The organism is Paenibacillus residui, assembly GCF_042677205.1.
In the GTDB taxonomy this organism is placed as follows: domain Bacteria; phylum Bacillota; class Bacilli; order Paenibacillales; family NBRC-103111; genus Paenibacillus_L; species Paenibacillus_L residui.
The window spans coordinates 160,524-183,099 of record NZ_JBHTIU010000012.1; the positions used below are offsets into that span (position 1 = coordinate 160,524).

A 22,576-nucleotide genomic window follows, 5' to 3' on the forward strand; every position below is an offset into this window, starting at 1 on the left:
ATATATTTACATAAATTTATTTAAACCATTTGACCAGCCATTTGCCGAGCTTTCGTTCGCTCCTGTCTCCTGGATGGCAGATAGCGGATACAAGAGACCCGCAATGCTGCCTTAACGAATCAAGTATACCCGGATGATCCTGTGCTATCCTCCCCTTCCAGTGAGAGTCCAGAAGATGTTTCCCCGCATAAGCGGGAAGACAAACCGGCTGCCGCGGAAACGTGCCCAACCACTCTCTTCGGCCTGAGAAAGACTCATCACGATTGGCAATCCAATGGACTTCTTTATTCGAAAGGCCGCTTATGAAGCGAAGGGAAGCCTGGGTTTGCGGCATATTTAATTTGGAAGGATAAGGGTCTGCGACAATGATCACATGATCGGCCTCCCTGCACATTTCTTGAACCGTAGGGTCGCCCCACTGGCTGGAAACATCGAGGAGGACAGCCGGATAGTCCAGTAAGTACAGCAGCCGGAAATAGTGATCCGCCGTCCACACTCTCTCCGACATACGCTCTGGAGGAAGCGGCAGCCACTCGGTGTATCCGTCCTGCCAGCGCATTCCGGTCGAGCGTTCGGTCATGAAGTCCTGCTGTGTGTAGTAACGATATTCCGGCGGTGCATTTCGCTCTCCGAACAGAAGGGAATGAAGCTCGGGCGAATTGCCCGAGTGCTCAATAAGAGCGTGGGGGATCTTGCTGTCGTGCAGCAGTCGGGCCAGAGAAACCGCGACGAAGGTGGCTCCGGCACCGGGATAAAGTCCCCCGATGACGACAAGCTTACGCTTGTCGGGATGCTTGTCGCCCGGCGAATGACCGTTCATCGGCCGCTGGTTATCCGGAAGCTCCATCCCTTCCTGAAGCAGACGCTTAACCTCTAACGCGGTCTGAATTCGTTCATCTGGCTGGTCTGCCAGCAGCCGAAACATGACATGCGTCAATGATGCGGGCAAATTCTTGGGCAGTTCCCTCACCGCGCGGTCGCGGGCATCGATGCTGTAATATCTTCCCCCGCTCAGCAGATAGTACATCATCGCACCCAGCGTATATAAATCCGTCCTCTCGTCTGTCTGGCGATTCAAAAACTGCTCCGGCGCAGCAAATCCAATCGTACCAAGCTGAATCGTATCGGCCGTACGCTCGGCATTATATTTACGGGCAATGCCAAAGTCAATCAAGCGAACGTTATTCTGCTCATCGATCATTACATTGCTGGGCTTCAAATCACGGTATATGATGGGGCGTGGCTTAAAATGATGCAAATAATCGAACAGCTCGCAAAGCTGAACCGCATATTTGATCACATCGTTATAGGGCAGAGCTCCCACTCGTTGAAATCTCTGCTGAAGGGTTTCCCCATGAATATAATCGGTCACCAAATAGCTTAAGCCTTCCTCATTCGGCGGGAAAAAATCGACGATCTTGGGTAAAAACGGGTGGTCTAAACGGATTAGCAGGGCCGCTTCCTCATGAAACAGCTTCTTATGCCCGGAATGCTTCCGCGATTCCTTGACAGCCCAGCGTTTGCCCGGAAGCTTCGTATCTTCCGCCAAATAAACGTTGCTCATCCCCCCTCTGCCGATGACGGACAGAATCCGATAACGCCCCGCCAATAATTGTCCGGTGAGCATGGGCTCGCACGTGTTCATTCTTCTCCTCTTCCTTTCTGGCCACAGTAAAAAAACAAACACCGCCCCTATGCTTGCTAAAGCATAAGGACGGTGCTTCCGTCTCGAAATGAGCCTATATTTTCAAATAATATATCTTAATGGTAATAGGTTACTTTTTACTATAAAACAAACGGAAATTAATGTCAACTATCGTATTTAAAAATTGACCTGCCGGCGTTTAATTCAAATTATCACCTTGTTCATGCTAACAAAGGAGTTTTTATAGCCAATAATAATCCCGCGATGATCAACCCAACTATGAGAAAAGACATCACTTTCTTCAGTTTCATTAACTCCTTGGAAAATCAAAAAAGAACTTTCAAATTTGAAGGTTCTTTTTTCGATCAAACCATAATGAGTGCTTAGATTCCCATTTCCGCTAAACTAATTAGAGGTTTGAGAGATTGTAGTGCGATAAAGTGCAAAAGCACCTCAACGAAATCATTAGTTTACGAAAAACGTTGTGAACAGGGAGCATTTTCGCACCCTAATTATAAAAATAAAATGGATACAATCCCAAACATGTGGTGCGGATTTGCACCATATTCTAGTCTGGCATGGCAAAGCAGCTATGCAGAATCACCAATTTCAGAGGGCCGTTTCGTCAAGAACAGGTTGCGGTTTTGATCCCTTTTTATTATTTTATTTTTTATCGTGGTGAGCCATTCACTTGAATGGCTCACCACGATTAGTTTATCTACATCATTTTGCGAATCGCATGACACTCGTTCCTACATGCATCACTTACTAAAAATTTTAATAAGCAGAACCAGAAATAGTATAATAATCAGGTACCCAAGAATCCCTTTGACAAAACTGTCGCTGGTTCTATCCTTATTACTGCTTTTCTTCTTATTACTTTTATTGTTCAAGCTTACCACTCCCATACCAAATTTTTTTGGACGTAGTGATAAACTAATCGTGCTGGCCATATTCCACTGTATTGTACTACAAACAAAACGTGTTGTCACTTGATTTATTTTGACATTGATTAAATTTTGCTAACTGCAAGTGGTGATGTGTGATCAATGATTATTTACAGTTTATTATAAATCAAGAAGACTCACCGAGTTTTCCTCAATCATTTCGATGACTTTGGTCATTCCTTGTCGCTGCGCCAACTCTAATGGGGTCATTTCGAGCTGGTTCTTTGAGAGCAAGTCAATCTCGGGATGATCGAGCAGCATCTTTATAATATGGTGTTCCTCGTCGAAATTAATGACGAAATGCAGTGAAGTCATCGGCTCCCCTTCCTGAGCCCACCCCTTTTCATTCGGATCCATACCTTGCTCTAGTAAATATTGAACCATCTCCCTATATCGTGCACCAATCGCATTAAGTAACAATGTCGCACCATCCGAGCTCTTGACATGAAAATATAACACTTCTGCCGTTCCCACCTTGAATAAGGCATCGTTGCTGTCTACTGCGTTAGGATCGCCGCCCTTTTGAAGGAGAAGTCGATTCAACTTGCGATCTCTCCCCTGGGGATATCTGTATAGATGCCATCCTTCCAATACATCGTCCAGCATTTGATTGAGAACATTTTCGCCCATTCTTCCAATAAGTTTTCAACCTGGGAGAATTCATATTGAAGAAGCGCCTTCAAGTAGCATGGAGACGATTGCTTCGCGCTTATTTGTATTTGGGTTGCTCTCACAGGCTGTCATTGCTACCGAGGATACAAGCAGCAATCCAATCACCAACTAACTCTTAACATTCACCTCCTTATGAAACATCGAGAAATTCCCCTAATCAAATATCTCCTTATATTGGTTCTCCTCATATCCTGTTATTTCGGCCATAACATCGGCCAAGGTTCTGCCTTCCTCCCGAATGTCGTCAATATAAAAGTCGGCCTTCACCCGCCCGTAGCGAAGAATGATGGCCCGGTCCAGCACATTTTCGATTTCATCAATAATATGAGTCGTTAGAAGGATCGTTTCGTCCCCTTTCAGGCTGGAAACCATCAGCTTCAAAAAATCCCGCCGGGTAAACATATCCTTGCCGAGAAAGGGCTCATCCATCAGAATGTACTTGGCCCCTTTGGAAAAACCGGCGCAGATCTCCAGCTTGGACTTCTGTCCTTTGGAAAACTTCTTGATCTGTCCGTGGCTCTCGATGTTAAAAAACTTCAAGAGCTTGTTATACCGTTCCCAATCGAATCGAGGAAAAAAATCCGCCAAAAACTGGCCGTATTCATAGGGAGTCAAATCAGGAAGGAAGCTTCCTTCTTCAGTAATAAAAGCCATCTTCTCATATTGCTGCGTGACCGGAAGCCCGTCAATCCGGATTTCACCGTTCTCAATGTCTCCAATTCCCATGATCGCTTTGAGCAGGGTTGTTTTGCCGCTGCCGTTCTCCCCTAATATTCCTACGATTTCTCCAGTAGGGATCGTTGCGCTTTCCCAATACAATCCGTAATGGCCTCCGGCATATCGCTTGGTAACGAACTTCATCTCAATCATGCTTCTCCCCCCTGCCCGATGCGAACGTTATCGAAATTTCTGTATCTGACCTCATCATATCCGAATCCTCCGGTCGAAGGAGGCAAATTACGGACATGGATGACATCATCATTCATATCTGTCACCAGTTCACCCTTATAAACCAGCTTTGCATTCTCATAAACATAGATCATGAGATGTTTAGGACGTACAATATCATAAGGTATTTGACTCTTTTCTTCACTGTCCCTCAACGTTTTCACTACATAAAGCTTGCCCTGTCGGTGGCTGATCAGAGTCGTATCATAGAAACGGTCGATTTCCTCTCTCGGATAGCTCTCCTTAACCGTGCCGATTAACATGACTCCGTCGGACAAATCAAAGCTCAGCATCGTAGTTTTCACTTCATCGGGCTCCGCAGGCCCTCTGCTGAATATCAGATTAATCACTTGCACATCATGATCGATAAAAGCTTCATAAGCGGCATAATGCGTCTCTTCCTTGGAATCAGACGGATCCTTTACATTTTCCCGCCCCCCGATTGCGATATCCTCCATTGTGACTTTGCCCAGATCTGCTCCACTATGGCTGTCGAACCCCCGAAGCGTCAGTTTGTTATCTTCGGACAGGATCAGCACCAATTTATCGCCGACCGCCTCCAATCCAAGCACTTCAACCTTGGGGGCCCCTTCTTTCCCATTGTTATCCAGATCGATAGCCACCAGCTCTCGAGCAGCTTTTTCAGCGGGACGCAGGAATCCTCCAACAGAAAAATCCGTAATCTCATATATCCCGTTCATTCCCGTATATCCACTTGTAGTGGGCACTGTAAAGTAGACTTTGTCACCAATTCTTGTAATCCCGTAATTGAGGTCATTCGCGAAGAAGTACTGCCTGGACGAAACATTAGTACTCCCAGCCCCCGTCGTTCCAGACCCGGTGTTCGTATTCGTCCCCGTGATCATTTCGGTATCCGTATAATCCATAATCATGTCGTTATTCGTGCTCTTGCTTGGATCGTGAAAGGCTAAACCTGTTTTTACATAGCCCGTACCTGTGATCATATGTTTAGGATTCCTTCTATCCTGATAGGTGATATCGAAATCATACTCACCCACAAATGAGGGTCTTGCCTCATGCTGTATACCATCAATGGTTTTTGCTGCACCGACTGAATGTCTATGCGAGAATCCTCCCGGGTTTTTCTCATAAAAATCGGTAGCAGTTACGACCTGACTTCCACGAATAGAAAAATGTGTCCGGTGATACCCGTCCCGCAGGTCCCCGCTAATCGTTACGCCCTCAAGAGCGGAGCGGTCGCCGTACAGGTCCTGCAAGTAAAATGTCCCCTCGTCCTTGGACAAATACAGCTTTGCAAACATTCCCCCAATCAGCGCTAAAGCGATAATGAGCAGCGGAATGGCTAAATGCTTCCTTAAGCGATCCAACATAATCTCCCCTTCCTACGCGATGGCGCCTTTTTGAATTAATCGAATGCTGTGCCACATGAAAAAACCGCTTAAAGAAAGCAAGAGGATGCTGGGCAGGTAGAGATCGTGGTGGATGCCGTAATAAGCAGGCGGGGCTAACCGGTGATTAATGACATAAATCAATACCACAATAGCCGCCGCTATCGGAACAAATCCCCAATAGCGCTTACTGCGCTCACACAAAACCGCATAGTAAATTCCGGTTAGAACGGTTATCCAAAGGCTGGCCGATGACAGCAGCCCGCTTATATTCATGGGGAGGAGGATTCGTAGAAATTCTGAGCGGATGAAGGCCAGAAATAAGCCGTTCGCCATTAGAAATTGCCCCTCGTTCAAATGCTTCAGCTTGGAGGCGACCCAGCCGTATCCCAGCCACACGCTGAAGATCTGCACCGAAAGCAGAATAGCAAGACCAATCGCAAAAGCCAGCAATTTGCTAAAATAAACTGTTTCCCGTCTTACCGGAAGAGTGAGTAAAGTATAGATGCTTTTGCTCCCCCAATAGTTGGCGTATACGGATTTCACAAAAAAGGCGAATAAGGTCACCAAATAAATCAAAAAGACAATGACACAGCCCGATGAAACATATAAATCTTCAAACCGCTCATGAACGGAATAAATGCTCAAATCCCGGATGGCTGTATTCAGAAACAACAGCGGCGATATAAGGGTGCCCAGACAAAGCAGCAAAACAGCCCGGAGCATCGTTGAAAACTCATAATTCAATAATCGATAGAATCCTTTCATACTCCAACCCCCAGTTGTATTAATCAACTAGTACACTTTAACCAAAATTAATCTTGTTCCCAAAGATCGCTGATGAGATCGATCACCTTCTTGAATGATAGGTCAATCTCTTTGGCCGAGGCAATAAATTCCCTGACCATCTGGCGGGTCAGCTCTTCTTCAATGGAGGCAGCGATGGCCGAATCCACGTAAATAATGCTGCCCTGATTGCCGCTTGTATGCACATAGCCTTCCTCTTCCATCAGTCGAAAGGCCTTCTGTACGGTATTGGGGTTAACATTAAGCTGTGCCGCCAATTCCCGCCTCGACGGCAGTTTATCACCGGTGGCGGCTCTTTTCAGCAGGATTTGTCTCTTGACATACAAGGCAATCTGGATATATACAGGCTCTTTGTTATTGAGCTTTAGATCATGGAAATTCAGCACACGAGGCTCACCTGCCTTCTCTCTTATGTGTATTATCGGTATAGTACACATTATTGTCAATAGTAAAAAAAGCTCCTAACGGAGCCTCTTCGAAGACGAATAACCCGGTATTAGAGGAAGCTTTTTATGCCAATTAGAAATTTTGTTCCATTTTAATGCTTTAATCAACTTAAACTTTCTAATGTGGTAAAAAAAGCTCCTAACGGAGCCTCTTCGAAGACGAATAACCCGGTATTAGAGGAAGCTTTTTATGCCAATTAGAAATTTTGTTCCATTTTAATGCTTTAATCAACTTAAACTTTCTAATGTGGTTAAAAACCGCCCTCGGATTTTTACCAAGGGCGGCTGCGAATTATCTATAGATCGTACAAGGCCTGCGTGCTCACATGCTGGACGAATTGAGCGTTCTTAACGTCCCGGCTCGAAAAATTCAATCCATTCCCCGTCCGGTCCGTGGAAGAAGAAATATTTCGAACCGTTGGGCAGTGTCGTAATCTCCTGATCAATCAACTTTACATGCTCCAGACTCTTGATTCTGGCAAACTCCTCTTCTATGCTGTCTACGGTGAAGGCTAAATGATGGACCTTCCCTTCCTGCGGCAGCCCGGCATTATATCCTTCAATCAGCTCGATCTCCGTTTCCCCGTCGACATTAAATCCGAGAAAAGCCAGCTTCAATACCCCGTTGGAGTGATCCAATTTCCCTTTCAGCCGCAGACCAACCACTTCCTCGTAAAAAGAAATGGACTTGTCCATATCGGCCACCATTAATCCAACATGCTCTATTTTCGTTCTTGCCATTTGCTTCCCCATCCTCTTCTTATGATTTTCTTTTATCCTATCATAAAAGCCGTGTATTTTCATCTGAAATATCGGTATTTGATTATCTTTTGCAAATGCAGGAGAATGAGACTTCAACCAAACTAATCCGTTTGACAATTAAAGCTTCTATCCTACGTTAATCCGGTCCAATGTTTTCGCCGTCAATATAATCCCGGAGGTTTCTATATACTAAAGCTCAAGGATTACCGACAACAGCTGCACAGCGCAAAGGTCAAAGAAAGCCTTTTCACAAATAATGAAATGTTGGTATACTAGAAATATTGTTCCGATTTTTCGGGAGAGGTGTGAAGCTTTATTTATGATCAATCTTGGAATGGTTAAGGGGAGCTTTTACCGAAAAAGCTTAATTCTTGTCCTCATCATTACCTGCCTGCCCGTGACCCTGATCAGTATCGGTCTCTACTACACCGGCAGTGATCGGATCGTTAACGAATTGAACAAGGCACATCAAATCCAGCTCAAGCAATCCATCCAGAGGCTGGATGACTACTTGTCGCATTTGGAGCTATATTCCGCCCAGCTCGGGTTCAATCCGGGCTTTGACATATCGCTGACGGAGATCGACTTTCACCAGCAATTCCAGAGAACGGACGAGCTGCTTCGTTCGTTAGCCTTGATGCAGAACTCCAACCCTCTTATCAGCTCAGTCGCTTTATATCTCAAGGATTCCAACAAAGTCATCGGAGACGATTCCGGCGTCCGGACGTTGTCCGATGAAGCGGAGCGGAAGCTTTTCCAATCCTTGTTGGACCCGAATAAAGGAATTTATTGGATTCATTCCATTCATCCCGTTCACCTGCCGGATATGGCTCGTCATGGAGTTATCATCAAGCTTCCGGGAGGGACTCAGAAGGAAGCTTATGGCGCATTCATCATCTATATTAATCAGTCGGCTCTGAATAACATGGTACAGAAGTTGACTTCCGGTGCGGGCGTCGCTTTTCTTATGGACCACCAAGACCGGCAGGTCACGGATTCCTCCAATACGGAAGGAATTCGCGGGCTGGAAGAGGAGTTACGAGACTACGTGCGAAACGATAATCTCCTCGAGAATACGTTCGTTTATGAATGGCAGGGAGAGAGCTTCTCCGTCTCTTACGGCAAGCTATCCAGGCTTGGGGATGAATTTACTTATATTTCGGCTACCCCGCTCTCCCAAATCATGGCCCCTGTATCCGCCATGGTGAGGACGATCCTTCTGGTAAGCACCTTCGGCCTGTTTATGGCCTTGCTGCTGTCCTGGTTCGCCTCGCGAAGAATCTACCATCCGATCCGAAGGCTGACCAAAGTATTTCAGTAATTCAAGGACGGGGAACCCGTAGCCAACGATGAATTGGCCTACATCGAACGGCAATGGCAGCGGCAGCTGGAACAGAGCGAGCAGCTTTACCGCAAGGTCAAGCAGTCCATACCCAGTCTGAGGGAAGGGTTTATGCTGCAGCTTCTGGAAGGCCACTTATACTACTTAAGCGACAAGGAATTGGCCGGCAAAATGAAAGAGCTGGATTGGGACACCGAGAACAAACAATTCGCTTACGTCGCTGTACAGCTCTCCGGAATGTCCAGCTATGATGCGGCCTCCGAGAAGGACAAGCAGCTAATTTCCTTCGCTGCAGCGAATATTATCGAGGAATTATGCTCCTCCTCCCGGGAACTGTTTCATGTCATTAACTTTCAAGATTTGTCCATCGGTCTGTTCCTGATCGTCGACGGTTCGACAGATCCCATTGAAATCAAGGAAAAGCTGACCAAATTGGCCAACGACTTCATCTCCGCCTTGAATAAGGTCCTCCGGATGAATGTGACGATTGTAATCAGCAGAACGTCCCGCCATATCGGGGAGCTTCCCGAGTTGGCCGCACAAACGCGGCAGGCCCTTCGTTACCGGGAAATCGATCCTTGCAACCAGCTGATCGATATGGATGATTTCCTCTTGGCCGGACATCAGCCGGTCCGTTTTCCTTTTGAATTGGAGAGGGAGATCGTCCACGCCTTCAGCATCGGAATGGAAGAAGAGACGCTTGAGCGGATTTCCCGGTTTATGCAGGCCCTGCAGAAAGAATCCAGCACCGAGCTCATCGTCCATCAAGGCATGATGAAGCTGTTAGGAAGCATGTGGGACGCTGTCCTTAAGTCCGGAGCAAATCCGTATATCCTGTATCAAGGTGAAGATTTGTATGAGCAGCTGCAAGCGATCAGAGAGCCCGGGGAAATGCTTGACTGGTTCCGAAACAAGCTGGTGGCCCCTTTTATTCAATCTCTGTCTCCGTCCTGCGACCCGGAACTGAAAGCCGCCATCGATCAACTGCTTCTACGAATCCGGGAGGAGGTTCAGTCAGATATCTCCCTGGAGGGGTATGCGGAACAAATGCAAATGAGCCCGTATAAATTAAGCCGGGCCTTCAAGCAAATCACCGGAGAAAATTACGTCGATTACGTTACGAGGCTGAGAATAGATAAATGCAAGGAGCTGCTCCTTAAGACCGATCTGAAAATAAACGATATCGCGGAAATGCTGCGGTACCAGCCTTCCCACCTGATCCGCCTGTTCAAGAAAGGTGAAGGAATGACGCCGGCCAATTCCGCAAACGGCATTCCTCCTAGTGTCTGTCCTATTTCATAGACAAAGCAAAAGGCCCGGCCTTCCCGATTGGAAAGCCCGGCCTCTCTTTCATTACTGGCTGGCCAGCTTTTGCTGATAAGCTTCGTTCATCTCTTTCACGATCTTCTGCAGATCGGCATCCTGCTTTAGCTTCTCGATGAATTCATCATAGGCTTCAATCGTGACCTGTCCCAGGACGACTTTCGTTCTCATGTCGTCCACCTTCTGCTTGATATCCGGCATTAATTTCGTATTCGCATCGGATACCAGGCCCAGGGACGGATAATCCACCTTCACTTTCTTCCTCTCTTCCAGAATCTGAACATTCCGTTCGAATATTTCCGGGGTAGTTGTCGAAGGATCTCCCAAGACGATTTCATCGCCGAGCGGATGGAAGAAATAGTGCATCGCATCCGCCACCAGATCTTTCTTGGCTTGCTCGGTCGGGATTCGTTGGCCGTTCTCCATCTTGTAATGTACATCGGGGATACCGTAGGTGGCCAAATCCGAGCCTTCCTGGCTGTATCCGAAATCCATGAACCCCAATATGGCCTTCAGCTTCTCTTCCGGCACTTTCTTAGGCACGAGGAAATGTCCGTAGAAGGGAGCGCCAGACGGGACATATTCATTGCCTTCCGGCCCTTTTAAATAAGCCAGCGGAATCAAATTCGCCTCGGGATCGATCTTGCGGATTTCCTGGGTACGGGTCAACGAGTTGTTCATGGCGTAGCCTCCGCCGCCCGCTTTTCCGCTGTGAAGAATATCGTTAATCTGTGAAAATTTCAAAATCGCGAAATCAGGCGGGAACAGACCGTCCTCGTAAGCTTTCTTGAGCCACAGCAGAGCGTCTCTCGATGCATCCTCGGTAATGATCGGATACAGCTTGCCGTCTCTAAGCTTCCAGGCTCCCTGGGTATCGTTGAATACGTTATAAATGAATCCCATATAGGCGAGACCGGCGGAATAACCGATCGTATCGTCTACCCCGTTGCCGTCCGGATCCTTCTCTTTAAATGCCTTCAGAGCTTCGTAAAATTCATCCAGCGTTTCCGGAACCTCCATTCCCAGCTTATCCAGCCAATCCTTGCGCAGCATCGGAAACACTCCGCCTCCGTGAGTCGGATAATAGCGGGGAATCGAATAATTTTTGCCTTCAATTTTAGCGATCTCCCACATTTCCGCCAAATTCGGGTTCATCAAATTCGGATAATCTTTAATATATGGGGTCAAGTCCCAGAAGACGCCCTGCTTGATCAGCCCCCGGATTTGGGAATCATTCAAGTCCTCCACGAAAGTGACGTCCGGAAGATTTCCGGAGGCATACAGCACTTTGAACTTGTCCTCTGAAGTGGTAACAGGAACCCAGTCAATCTTCAGCTTGGTATTCGTCCGCTTCTCAAATTCCTTGACCACCGGATTATTATCGTCAGGAAATTGCGTTCCGTAGCTGAGGGTGTTCAACGTAAGCTCTACCGGCGCCTGGTCTTTATCGGTCGGCTGTCCACCTCCGGAGCTCGTGCTTCCCCCGCAGGCAGATAATACAAGTGACGAAGACAGAAGCACCGAGAACGGCAATGCTATCGATTTTTTATTCATATCACAATACCTCCCTTTTTGATTTTAACTTTGTATGTTCTCATTCCTTGACGGAGCCCACCATGGCTCCTTTGGCAAAGTGCTTCTGCAGGAATGGATACACCAGCATAATAGGTAAAGTCGCGATGACGACGGAAGCCATCTTCAGCGTTTCGGTCGGCATCTGCCGATTCGAACGGAAATCCATGGCGGAGCCTGCATTGACCGAAGATGTCGGATCGACCAGCATATTTTGCAGGAGCACCTGAAGCGGCCATTTCTTATGGTCATTGATAAACATGATTGCGTTGAAAAAAGTGTTCCAGTAGCCGACGGCGAAGAACAGTCCGAAAGCGACCAGAGCCGGAACGGATAACGGGAGAATGATCCTCAGCCAAACTCCAATTTCATTGGCTCCATCTATTCGGGCGGCGTCCTCCAGGCTATCGGGGATGCTGTCGAAGAAGCCTTTCATCAGCAGCACGAACCATCCTCCGGTCAAAGACGGAATAATAAGGGACCAGAGGCTGTCGATCAATCCCAGCTGCCGGACGATCAAATATTGCGGAATCAATCCGGGCTGAAACAAAATCGTGAACAGGATAGCGAACATGAACACTCTTCGGAAACGCAATCTTTTGCGGGAAATCGCATACGCCAACCCGGAGCTGACAACTAGGCTCAGCACGGTTCCAACCGTTGCCAGGAAGGTGCTCACGCCGATCGCGTTAATCATGGTATCCGTGGACAACAAATATTGGTAAGCGCTTAAGGTCCACTTCGTCGGAAATAAAATGAGCGGTTTCTGATAATATTCGACCGGATCGGTGAAAGAAAGGACGAACGTATAATAAATCGGAAAAAGGCAGGCCAAACTGATCAGCAGCAAGAACAAAATGTTGCAGATGTCGAAGATCCGGCTCCCCAAGCTTCTATTCCCCATAGATCAGAATACCCCCTCTTCGCCGAACCGCTTGGCCATTTTGTTGGCAAGGACGACGAGAATGACGCCGACCACCGATTTAAATAGGCCGATGGCCGTGCTGTAGCTGAATTCTCCCTGCTTGATCCCTGTTCGGTATACGTAAGTATCGAAGACGTCCGCCACATGGGAAACGGCCCCGTTCATCATCAGATAGACCTGCTCGAAGCCGGTATCCATAATCGAGCCGAGCCTGAGGATAAACAGGATGACTACCACATTGCGAATCGCCGGCAGCGTAATATGCCACATCTGGCGAAAACGGTTGGCCCCGTCCATTACGGCCGCTTCGTATAGCTGGGGATCGACACCGGCGATAGCCGCCAGGAAGATGATCGTCCCCCACCCGGCTTCCTTCCACATGGATTGCGCGGTGAGCATGGTCCAGAAATAATTCGGCTCGGTCAGAAAGCTTACCGTCTTCATCCCCATCGCCGCCATCAGCTTATTAATCAGCCCTTCCGACTCGGAAAGCATCAGGAAGGTGAGCCCCGCAATAATGACCCACGACAAAAAATGAGGGATATAAATGATCGTCTGGACAAGCCGTTTGTAAAGCACACTCCTCAATTCATTAAGCAGCAGCGATAAAATAATCGGAAAGGGAAAGAAGAAAGTAAGATTCAATAAATTGATCGCCATCGTATTGCGAAATAACAAATAGAAATCTTCATTGGAAAAAAAACGCTGAAAATGCTCCAGCCCAACCCACTCGCTCTTCCAGATTCCGAAATAAGGCGAATAGTTTTGAAACGCCACCAGCAATCCGCCTATAGGCAAATATTTGAAAACAAGAAAATAAAGCAATCCGGGAAGCGCTATCAAATATAAGTATTTGTCCCTCTTAAGATCCAGCCACAGCCTGCGTTTTGGGGACGAGGGCTTTTTCCGCTTGGCGGCTAATTCTGAAGAAGCTTCTGCATGCATGATTCATCCCTCTCTTTTTCGGTTAGTTTGAGCCATCGTTGTCTCCGGTGAAGATTGGTCGCAAGCTTTGGTGAGCTGCCAGTGATGCTTACCTTGGCCTGCTGAAATTTTCAAGACCATTTGAATGCGGCCTGCCGAAGTCACCGCTGTTTAATAAAGTATCGGAACCGCCCATTTCAAGCAATGACGGATTTTTGCAGGCGAATTTCCGGGGATCGTCATTTTTTGCACGGCGGTAAAAAGAAGCAAGGATAAACGGCTATCGCCGTCCTTAGGACGTGCGCGTTTACCGATGAAATATGAGAACAGGTATAGATGAAAACTTATACTTTCTTATATTTTGAAAAAGCCTGCTCCAGGGAGTTCTGTAACAAGAAAAACCAGCCATCTCCAGAGGATAGCTGGTTTCGAATGCTTATATCCGATCAGGCTGTTTGGCGATGAGAGTTAAGATCCAATGGGATTAGCCGCCACTTTGATCCACGGACGGTTTCCGCTCCACTCCAACGAGACGGGCACGTCATAAACCTGGAGCAGATGCTCTTCCGTCAGCACTTCATTCTTGGGACCGGCAGCCACGATTCTGCCTTCGTGTATAAGTGCAATATGAGTAAAGATCGGCATAATTTCTTCAATATGATGGGTGACATATAAGATGGTGATGCCCGAGTCTCGAAGATCGTCGATCGACTGAAGCATCTTCTCCCTCTCATATAAATCCAGCCCGGAGCAAGGCTCGTCCATTACCAGAATGGTCGGGTCCGTCATTAGGGCTCGCGCCAGCAAAATCTTCTTCCGCTCTCCCTGAGACAAGGTACCCAGCGGCTGATCAGCCACATAGCCCAATCCTACCTTATCAATCATGATGCGGGCCTTGTCTATGGCCTCTTGCGGGATCTCTTCATAAAATCGCAAAAAGCCGTAATTCGCGGCGGCAACCGCTTCCCATACCGGGTCTCCCGGAGTCAGCTTCTCAAACAGCGATTGGCTGATATAGCCAATTTGCTTGCGGACCTCCCGCACATCACATTGACCGTACCGATGACCGAGTACTTCAACCGTTCCCTTACTAGGGAAATGGTAACCGTTGATCATCTCCAGAATAGTCGTCTTTCCGGAGCCGTTCCTGCCCAGCAGAACCCAGTGCTCCCCCTTGCGGATGGAAAGATTAACGTCGTTAAGAATTCGTCTCTCTTCTCTCTTAAAATAAATCGATTTCAAGTCAATCATGAATCCGTTCACCAACTTGTCTATGTATTCCGTACTTGCTCTCTCCTATTGTAACTTGGAAATCGATTTATGACCATACCGCAGAACGGAATCCCGCCGCTTTATCGAGAATATAACGGATTTCCCCCTTATGGGTATGATCGGGACCTGCAGCAGTCTCCAGAATGACCGGGACCCTGCGGATAGGGGGAGACATTAAAAATTCCAGCATGGCTTCTTCACCAATCCTGCCCTTGCCAAAATTGGCATGCCGATCCTTCCTCGCTCCGCTCGGATAAACGGAATCATTGAGATGGACGACCACCAGATGATCGAAATAACCGAGCTCCCCGGCCCTCTCGACAAGCTCCGGCCAATTCTTCCCGTTCCATAGCCCGCTGGCATAAGCATGACAAGTATCCAGGCAGAAACCGATCTTGTCCGGATAATCCGTCAGGCTGCGGATTTGGACGAGCTCTTCGAAGGTGGTTCCCATCGCCGTTCCTTCTCCGGCCTGATTTTCGATCAGCAGCTTGGCCCTGCCTTTCCAGCCGGAAAGAATGGCGTTTAAGGTATCAATGATATAGCGGTAGCCTTCCAGAGGATCCTTGCTTTTCGATTTGCCGAAATGGACGACAATCCCTTCCGAGCCGCAGCATTCCGCAATTTCCAGATCGTTGATCAGCGAGGCGACAATCGCATCACGCAGCTTCGAAGGTTCTGCGGCCAGATTGCTTGGATACGGCGAATGCCCGACCGACAGAAGATCCTTCTCCCGGCAATAATCAGCGCAGGCCGCACCGTCCCCCGCGTCGAACGATTTAAGGGTCAGTCCTCTCGGATTTTTCGGGAAATATTGAAAGCAGCCGGCACCGATCGCTGTCGCTGTTTTGGCCGCCTGCAGGTATCCATGCCGTATGCTGATATGACTGCCTAATCGCATGGAGAAGCCTCCTTCCATGAAGATAGGGATTACCTCTGGCAGTGAGAGCAATAAAACACCTTCCGCGACCAGATCCGTTCGAAGACAATCGGGTGGCCGCAGCGAAAGCAAGCCTCGCCTCCGCGATCATAGACGAGGCAGGCATCGTTGTAACCCCCGGTCAACCGGTCTCCGTTATATAACGGATTCTCCATATATCCGCCCTTAAGGATGGCCCGCTGAAGCACATTGGCGATCGATCGGTACAGCGCTCTAGCGGCATTGGCCTCAAGCTCCCCGCATTTACGGGTAGGCAGCAGACCGGCGTCAAAGCAAATCTCGTCAGAATAACAATTTCCGATTCCGGCTACCCAGTGCTGGTCGGTTAACAGCGGCTTTAACGCACCTTTCTTGCCTGCGAGCCGCTCCCGGAATTCCTGCTCGGTATAACGGGCATCCAACGGCTCGGGGCCCAGCTCCCTTAACTCTTCGGCCAACGCTTCATCTGACAGTAAATGCAGGAAGCCGAGCCTTAACCCGATGAAATACAGGGTCTTGGGGCCAAAATCTATCTCCACCTGTGTGTTTCGATCCGGCTTATCCTCCTCGGATCCGAAATGCATCCATCCTCCCAGCATTAAATGAAGGAGCAGGTTATATCCCGAGTCGAGACGGAAGATCAAATATTTGGCTCGCCGGTGCACCTCCGTAACCGTCCGGCCAACCAGCTCCTTGCGGAACGGATCCGGCGGGATATTGATCGACTTCGGCCGATTTACCCTGGCGTCGGTTATCCGTCTTCCCGCTACAAGCTCCGTTAACAGGTTGCGATAGGTTTCCATTTCCGGCAATTCGGGCATCCGGGACTCCCCCTTCGTCATTTCTTCTATTCAGGTATGTCCCCCTTTTTCCCGAGAATAAACGTGGTCTTAGCCCATTTCCTCGTTATACAGCTCCGCCAGTGCATAGTTAAGCTCCTTGAGCTTAAGCCTTTCGATCCTCTTGCGGATGTCTTCCAAAACGGGCTGCCGCTTCTGATGACGCCGCACAAGCGTTTCTCTTCTCCAGGCGATTTGATAGGCCTCTTCCGCATAAGCGAGTGCCGTGCCATAATCTTTCACCTTATGCTCATAATACTTCGCAAGCTCGATGAACGGCTCTATCGCTGTCAGGCCGGTTGAGGCCGCCCCCGCAGCCAGTCCCTTCCATAGGGCCAAGGCGGAGTCGTAATCTCCTTTCTTCTTATATAAAGCAGCAAGCTCCAGACGAAATTCGTCCGCCTCGCGGGAGCTGCATTGGAGCAGCCGTTCGAACGCATGGGCGGCCTGCTCTGCACATCCTAATCTGTCCAGCCATTTGCCCAGCCGGTACAGCTCCTCCGCCTCCATCCCGGTCAGCTCGAGCTCTCCGCGCAGCGCCCTCCCGAAATGGATAGCCAAACCGGCCAGCGACAGCACATCCTGCTCATTATGATCCAGGACCCCCGCCAGAACGGCGGGATCTCCTTCCGACAAATAACGGAAATATAGAGTCGGGGCAAGGGACCCGGGAACATCGTCCACGCGGGTATGTCCAAGCCGGCTCTCCTCCACGATTCCCAGTCGGCAGGCCGGCAGAGTGTTCCGCCAAAGGCTTCGTGATGCATACAGAAAATCCAACTGCACCGATGGCTCGCGCTCCAGCTCCATCCGGTTAAGGACGAACCGGTTCCTAACGATCGGCCAATCGAAGGTGCGGCCGTTAAATGTAACAAGGCAGGAGAAGCGGAGCAGCAGCCGGTTGAAATAGGCGAGCATCGCCACTTCCTCGGCCGGATTGCGGATAAGCATCTGCTCGACAACGAAGGCGCCGGAACGGTAATAACCCATCCCGAGCATAAACGGCACGTTGCCGGCGCCAATCCCCAGTCCGGTCGTCTCGGTATCGAAAAACAGCAATTCCTCCGGATGAAGCTCCTGCCCCCCTTCCGTGCCGGCCATTGCCGACAGGGAGGGACAGACGCGGTACAGATCTCCTATCGGATACCTGCCATGCAGGTAATCGGCCGGGTAAGTCCGCTTCCGGATCAGGAAGGAGCCCCATTCGTTGCTTTCGTACTGCACTCCCATCCGTTCCCAGCCTTCAGCGGACGGCCCCTTCTCTTCCTCCTGCGGCAGCATAGTGGAATGCCCGGACGGATCGGCCTGGCTTTCCTTACCGTCGGGAGGCCCCATTTCTGACGCTGTCTCTGTTGGGAGGGACCCGGTCGAATCCTTCTTCTTCAGACGATTCAGCCGTTCTCTCAGCATGCTCATCCGCCGTTCACCATCCCCGCCAGCAATTCCATGGCCAAAGCTTTGCCGGTCAGGCCGACCTCCTCTATCGGTCCGACACAGGAAGGACAGCCGCTCAGACAGGTACAGCGGCCGATCAAATCCGCTGCCTGCCGCAGCAGTTCGCCATGCACTTCATATAGGCGTTCGCTTAAGCCGACTCCTCCGGGATACCGGTCATAGAAGAAGATGGTCGGCTTATGATTATGTACCGCCTTCACCTGCGGCACGACACGAATATCCAGCGGATCGCACATCAGATGCAGTGGGGCAATATGAACAAGCACATTCGACAACCCGAGCAGCGCATACTGGATATCGTTAACCGACATCGTGGCCGCCAGCTCGTCACTGATCGTAAACCAATACGAGCTCGTGTGCATCTCTTCTTCCGGCAAGTGAATGGGTCCGGAGCCGATATTTTCATGCGTGCGCAGTTTGATTTTCTTGAAAATAGTAGGCTTGGCGTTGACGGTCACTTCCCCGAACTGCCGCGAAATTCCAGGCAGAGACTCCTCCTTGTGGACATGAAGAACCTTAAGCTGGACAGCCAGCGAAGCATCCGTGAAATAATCGACATTCACCTCGCGGACATAAGCTTTCTTCTCTTCCCAATCCAGCTTCTCGACCTGATACTGCACCCCTTCATGAATATAAATGGCCTCCTCATGAATTAAGGTCGGGGCGCTGAAGCGGTCGACTTCCCCGATCACCCGGCTCCCGGAGGTGGTGTCGATGATGATGAAGTTTTCCTGTGCGGCGGATCGCAGCGAGATGTCATGCGCGGGAAAGGACTGCTCCATCCAATACCAGCGGTCCCTTACCCGGTGCAAAATCTTCTCCTCGGTCAGAAAATCCAGGATGTCGGCGAGCGATTCCTCTCCGAACATCTCTCCCTCTTCGAAGGGAAGCTCGTAGGCGGCGCATTTGATATGATCGACCAGAATGATCAAATTGTCCGGATGGATCAGCGCCCTCTCGGGCGGCTTCTCAAAGAAGTAGGCCGGATTCTGAATCACATACTGGTCGAGCGGGTTGCTGCTCGCCACCATAACGGTGAGCGAGCTCTCCTGCCGCCGTCCCGCCCGGCCGGACTGCTGCCACGTGCTGGCAATCGTTCCCGGATAACCGTTCAATACGCAAGCCTGCAGCTGGCCGATGTCAATGCCGAGCTCAAGCGCATTCGTGCTGACGACCCCGCGGATTTCCCCGCTTCTGAGCCCTCTCTCGATTTCCCGGCGCAGCTTCGGCAAATAGCCTCCTCGGTAGCCGCGAATCGATTTCGCTCCCAGCTCGTGGCGGATCGTATCCTGCAAATAGGTGAGCAGAATTTCGACCCTGACCCGGCTTCTGGCAAAAACTATCGTCTGAATTCCGTTGTTAAGCAGATGTCCCGCGATCTTCCTCGTCTCCAGCACGCTGCTTCGGCGGATGCCGAGCTGCCGGTTCACGACGGGGGGATTATAGAAGACGAAATGCTTCTCCCCTGCCGGAGCCCCGTTGTTATCAATCAGCTCGACCGGTTCCCCGATCAGTCTCTCGGCATGCTCCTTCGGATTGTCGATTGTCGCGGATGCGCACAAAAACTGGGGCGAAGAGCCGTAAAACCGGCAAATTCGCTTCAGCCGCCGGATCACGTTCGCGACATGACTTCCGAACACTCCCCGATAGGAATGCACTTCATCGATGACAATATAGCGGATATTCTCGAACAGCTTAACCCACTTCGTATGATGGGGCAGAATGGCCGAATGCAGCATATCCGGATTCGTCACCACGATATGACCGGCATTGCGGATCGCCTGTCTGACATTCGGAGGCGTGTCTCCGTCATAGGTATGGGTCTTGATGTCCGCATCCATCGCATCGACAAGCTCTTTCAGCTCGGCCACCTGGTCCTGGGCAAGCGCCTTCGTCGGAAACAAATACAGCGCACGGGAGCTGTCGTCCTCCAGAATCTGCTGGAGAACCGGCAAATTATAGCACAATGTCTTGCCCGATGCGGTGGGCGTCACCGTTACGGTATGCTTGCCTGCGCGAACGGCCTCGAAGGATGCCGCCTGATGGCTGTACAGCCTGGAGATGCCCCTGTCTCTCAGTGCATCCTGAATGTCCGGTCGGAGGTCTTCCGGAAACGGGGCATACTTCGCCTCCCTCGGCGGTATCGTATGCCAATGGGTGACTTGCTCCATGATTTCCGGGCTCTGCCGAAACCACTCGATCATCTCTGTCATGGAGGATAGCTTGCCGGTCAACGGATTCATGTTCGTTTCTCCTTTATCCTGTTATCCCTTATCGGGCCAAGACCCGCGTCTATAGGCGGAATCCAATCAGGCGGAGCACAATCCCCGGCTGATTTCCCGATGCTCTTCTTTGCGTAGCGAGTTCAGTGCTTAATGTTTTATTGCATCCGATCCCTCTAGTGTCTAAACTCTATTTTACAGAATATACGTTCGCGTGACAATGGCTGGCCGAAAAAATAGCTATAACCGTATTTCCCTATTGCCGAATCGTCCAAAGCGGTGCTAAGATCAGGATATATTTTCCAATCTTAAGACCACGGTCGCGGATGGGGCTTTGGTCTTTTTGTTCATGCAGGGAAATAGTTAATGGGATTAAATAATGGAACAGGAGGGGTCTCGTTGCGTGTTTTTCTAAGGCTGTTCAAGTACATTTTTCCTTACAAGGGATGGGTGACGGCAGCCACTTTGACCATGATCTTCGGAATCGGGTTTGACCTGCTCTCCCCCTGGCTGCTTATGAAAACGATAGACGTGGGCATTTCCGAAGGGAATATGCAGGCCATCATCCTCTATTCACTCCTGCTTGCCTTCGGTCAACTGGTCAAAAGCGCAGCGATGTACGTTCAGGGCTACTCCCAGGAGAAGGTCGGACAGAACGTCATTTTCGATCTCCGCAAGCAGCTGTACCATCATCTTCAGAGGCTGTCCTTCGGTTATTACGATAAAGCGCAGACCGGGCAAATCATGTCGCGGATGACCGGGGATATCGAGGCGGTCAAAAATTTCGTCGGCTTCGGCGCCATGCAAATCGTTACCGGAGCCATCACCTTCGTCGGGACCATTGTGGTCATGCTGCTCATTCAGTGGAAGGTGACCCTCATCAGCATGGCTACGATCCCGCTTCTTGCTCTCGCCCTCTGGCAGTTCAACCGCAAGGTGGGGCCGGCCTGGAGTGATATTCGCGAGCAAATGGGCAGGCTGACCACGACACTGCAGGAGAATATATCCGGAATACGGGTGGTCAAAGCTTTCGCCCAGGAGAAGCTGGAAAAATCGAAATTCAGCGACCGGAATGAAACCAATTTCGACTCCAACATGAACCGGGCGAAAATCGAGTCGCGCTCTTTTCCTTTAATGAACTTCTATGGTGGCGTTATTTTCCTCCTGATGATTTGGGTGGGCGGAATTTACGTATATAAGGGAGAAATGACGATCGGCGAGCTGACCGCCTTCCAGTGGTATGCCTGGGGAATTATATGGCCCTTGAACATGCTTGGGTGGCTCGTCAATATTATGCAGCAAGCGATTAAGGCGGCCCCGAGAGTATTTGAAATCCTCGATACTCCCGTGGACATAGATTCGCCTTCCGAAGGCGGGATCAGCGCCAAGGCGCTTCAGGGATATGTCGATTTCCGGGAGGTCACTTTCCGCTTTCCGGGAAGCGATAAAGATAAGACGCAGCCTGTACTGAAGCAGTTGAGCTTCAGCGCTCGTCCCGGGCAAGCGATTGCCATTCTCGGTCCGACCGGGTCCGGCAAGAGCAGCCTGATCCAATTGATGGCCCGATTCTACGACACTTCCTCCGGACAGGTGCTTCTGGACGACAGAGATGTCCGGGAGTACAACCTGCAGGAACTGCGGACGAAAATTGGTATTGTCCCCCAGGAAACCTTCCTGTTCTCGGCAACTATTCGGGATAATATCGCATTCGGTCAAATCGGAATCAGCCAGGAACAAATCGAATGGGCGGCCCGCAAAGCCCAAATTCACGATTTTATAACTACGATGCCGAACGGTTACGATACTCTGATCGGCGAACGGGGAGTAGGCTTATCCGGAGGGCAGCGCCAGAGGGTGGCCTTGGCCAGAACCTTGTTAATGGACCCGCCGATCCTCATTCTCGACGAGGCGACGGCAAGTGTCGATACGGCGACCGAATCGGCCATACACGAAGCGCTCGACGAAGTGATGGAGGGCCGGACCACCTTCATCGTCGCCCAGAGGCTCTCGTCCATTCAGCGCGCCGACTGGATTCTCGTGCTGGATGAATGCAGAATCGTCGAGCAAGGCACCCATAAAGATTTGCTGGAAAGTGACGGCTTCTTCCGTAAGCTCTTCCGTTTACAGATGGAGGCCGGTCATTCTTCAGAACTTCAGTCGTTCAAGCTGCCGGTTAGCGGTTGAAA

At 49.9% G+C, this 22,576-nt stretch carries 18 protein-coding genes; 3 read left to right on the forward strand and 15 right to left on the reverse strand.

Annotated elements, in window-relative coordinates; all coding sequences use genetic code 11:
- Positions 1-16 precede the first annotated feature (16 nt).
- The 7 genes from ACFQ03_RS04740 to ACFQ03_RS04770 all read right to left on the reverse strand — a co-directional run bounded on the left by ACFQ03_RS04740 (position 17) and on the right by ACFQ03_RS04770 (position 7,576).
- Positions 17-1,645, reverse strand: a complete 1,629-nt coding sequence (locus tag ACFQ03_RS04740) for a serine/threonine protein kinase (protein ID WP_379286412.1) — start codon at positions 1,643-1,645, stop codon at positions 17-19.
- 1,067 nt (positions 1,646-2,712) lie between these two features.
- Positions 2,713-3,135, reverse strand: coding sequence for a hypothetical protein (locus tag ACFQ03_RS04745; RefSeq protein ID WP_379286414.1), 423 nt, complete (start codon positions 3,133-3,135; stop codon positions 2,713-2,715).
- A 282-nt stretch (positions 3,136-3,417) separates the two neighbouring features.
- Positions 3,418-4,134, reverse strand: a complete 717-nt coding sequence (locus ACFQ03_RS04750) for an ATP-binding cassette domain-containing protein (protein WP_379286416.1) — start codon at positions 4,132-4,134, stop codon at positions 3,418-3,420.
- On the reverse strand, positions 4,131-5,564 hold the full coding sequence (locus tag ACFQ03_RS04755; protein ID WP_379286418.1) for a hypothetical protein: 1,434 nt from the start codon (positions 5,562-5,564) through the stop codon (positions 4,131-4,133). Before ACFQ03_RS04755 ends, ACFQ03_RS04750 begins: the two co-directional genes overlap by 4 nt.
- Positions 5,565-5,576: 12 nt before the next feature.
- Positions 5,577-6,350: a hypothetical protein gene (locus ACFQ03_RS04760; protein WP_379286420.1), complete on the reverse strand. Its 774-nt coding sequence runs from the start codon at positions 6,348-6,350 to the stop codon at positions 5,577-5,579.
- A 47-nt stretch (positions 6,351-6,397) separates the two neighbouring features.
- Positions 6,398-6,775, reverse strand: coding sequence for a GntR family transcriptional regulator (locus ACFQ03_RS04765; RefSeq protein ID WP_144940374.1), 378 nt, complete (start codon positions 6,773-6,775; stop codon positions 6,398-6,400).
- A gap of 408 nt (positions 6,776-7,183) precedes the next feature.
- Entirely contained in the window at positions 7,184-7,576 is a 393-nt protein-coding gene (locus tag ACFQ03_RS04770) for a VOC family protein (protein ID WP_144941312.1), read from the reverse strand.
- Positions 7,577-7,916: 340 nt separating this feature from the next.
- Between ACFQ03_RS04770 and ACFQ03_RS04775 the strand changes: the two genes are divergently transcribed.
- Positions 7,917-8,918 carry a hypothetical protein gene (locus tag ACFQ03_RS04775; protein ID WP_379286423.1) on the forward strand — a complete coding sequence of 334 codons (1,002 nt, stop codon included), beginning with the start codon at positions 7,917-7,919 and terminating at the stop codon, positions 8,916-8,918.
- A gap of 33 nt (positions 8,919-8,951) precedes the next feature.
- The gene (locus ACFQ03_RS04780; RefSeq protein WP_379286425.1) at positions 8,952-10,241 is read left to right on the forward strand and encodes a helix-turn-helix transcriptional regulator; all 1,290 of its coding nucleotides are present in this window, start codon (positions 8,952-8,954) and stop codon (positions 10,239-10,241) included.
- Between the two features lie 51 nt (positions 10,242-10,292).
- Here ACFQ03_RS04780 and ACFQ03_RS04785 read toward each other — a convergent pair whose 3' ends face one another.
- From ACFQ03_RS04785 to ACFQ03_RS04820, 8 genes are all read right to left on the reverse strand, one after another.
- Positions 10,293-11,816: an extracellular solute-binding protein gene (locus ACFQ03_RS04785; RefSeq protein WP_379286427.1), complete on the reverse strand. Its 1,524-nt coding sequence runs from the start codon at positions 11,814-11,816 to the stop codon at positions 10,293-10,295.
- 40 nt (positions 11,817-11,856) lie between these two features.
- On the reverse strand, positions 11,857-12,738 hold the full coding sequence (locus tag ACFQ03_RS04790; RefSeq protein ID WP_144941317.1) for a carbohydrate ABC transporter permease: 882 nt from the start codon (positions 12,736-12,738) through the stop codon (positions 11,857-11,859).
- 3 nt (positions 12,739-12,741) lie between these two features.
- Complete coding sequence (locus tag ACFQ03_RS04795) at positions 12,742-13,704, reverse strand: ABC transporter permease (RefSeq protein WP_379286430.1); 963 nt, start codon at positions 13,702-13,704, stop codon at positions 12,742-12,744.
- Positions 13,705-14,151: 447 nt separating this feature from the next.
- A complete protein-coding gene (locus ACFQ03_RS04800) occupies positions 14,152-14,934 on the reverse strand; it encodes an ABC transporter ATP-binding protein (protein ID WP_379286432.1) in 783 nt (260 codons plus the stop codon).
- 67 nt (positions 14,935-15,001) lie between these two features.
- On the reverse strand, positions 15,002-15,856 hold the full coding sequence (locus tag ACFQ03_RS04805; protein ID WP_379286434.1) for a deoxyribonuclease IV: 855 nt from the start codon (positions 15,854-15,856) through the stop codon (positions 15,002-15,004).
- A 29-nt stretch (positions 15,857-15,885) separates the two neighbouring features.
- Entirely contained in the window at positions 15,886-16,695 is an 810-nt protein-coding gene (locus tag ACFQ03_RS04810; protein ID WP_144941325.1) for an Fpg/Nei family DNA glycosylase, read from the reverse strand.
- 69 nt (positions 16,696-16,764) lie between these two features.
- Positions 16,765-18,129, reverse strand: a complete 1,365-nt coding sequence (locus tag ACFQ03_RS04815; RefSeq protein WP_144941327.1) for a ribonuclease H-like domain-containing protein — start codon at positions 18,127-18,129, stop codon at positions 16,765-16,767.
- Complete coding sequence (locus tag ACFQ03_RS04820; RefSeq protein ID WP_379286437.1) at positions 18,126-20,411, reverse strand: DEAD/DEAH box helicase; 2,286 nt, start codon at positions 20,409-20,411, stop codon at positions 18,126-18,128. Before ACFQ03_RS04820 ends, ACFQ03_RS04815 begins: the two co-directional genes overlap by 4 nt.
- Before the next feature lie 378 nt (positions 20,412-20,789).
- Between ACFQ03_RS04820 and ACFQ03_RS04825 the strand changes: the two genes are divergently transcribed.
- A complete protein-coding gene (locus tag ACFQ03_RS04825) occupies positions 20,790-22,574 on the forward strand; it encodes an ABC transporter ATP-binding protein (RefSeq protein ID WP_379286439.1) in 1,785 nt (594 codons plus the stop codon).
- The last annotated feature ends 2 nt before the right edge of the window (positions 22,575-22,576 follow it).